The 305-nt window shown below is 53.8% G+C and carries 1 pseudogene; it reads right to left on the bottom strand.

The features are described 5' to 3' along the window. Nucleotides 1–305, bottom strand: a pseudogene (locus P0G09_RS18150) (conjugal transfer protein TraE); the annotation flags it as partial.

Raw genomic sequence — 305 nt, 5'->3', positions numbered from 1 at the left:
CAGCCTTTCTTTCTCAGCATTTTCCACACCGCAACAAAATAGCTGGCGGTCAGCGGATCACGGAGCAGGACATGGAACTCATCGAAATAGCACCATGTCGCCACGCCCTCCCGTAAGTTGGTATCTACCGCCTGGGACACAAATTCATTTGTGATGTGCATGGCGATCTTGCGGAGGTTTTCGCCCATGTTTTTCAGCACGATACACACCACCCGGCTGTCGGTTTTCACATTCGTGGGATGGTTAAACAGGTTGAGGGAGCCGGTGCAGTAGAGCTCAAGGGCGTGTGGCAACCGCCCTTGAGC

The sequence above is a fragment of the Faecalibacterium sp. DFI.5.82 genome (genome assembly GCF_029076575.1).
Classification (GTDB): domain Bacteria; phylum Bacillota; class Clostridia; order Oscillospirales; family Ruminococcaceae; genus Faecalibacterium; species Faecalibacterium duncaniae.
Note: the sequence above shows the minus strand (reverse complement) of the source record. Positions and strands in the feature narration are given on the sequence as shown.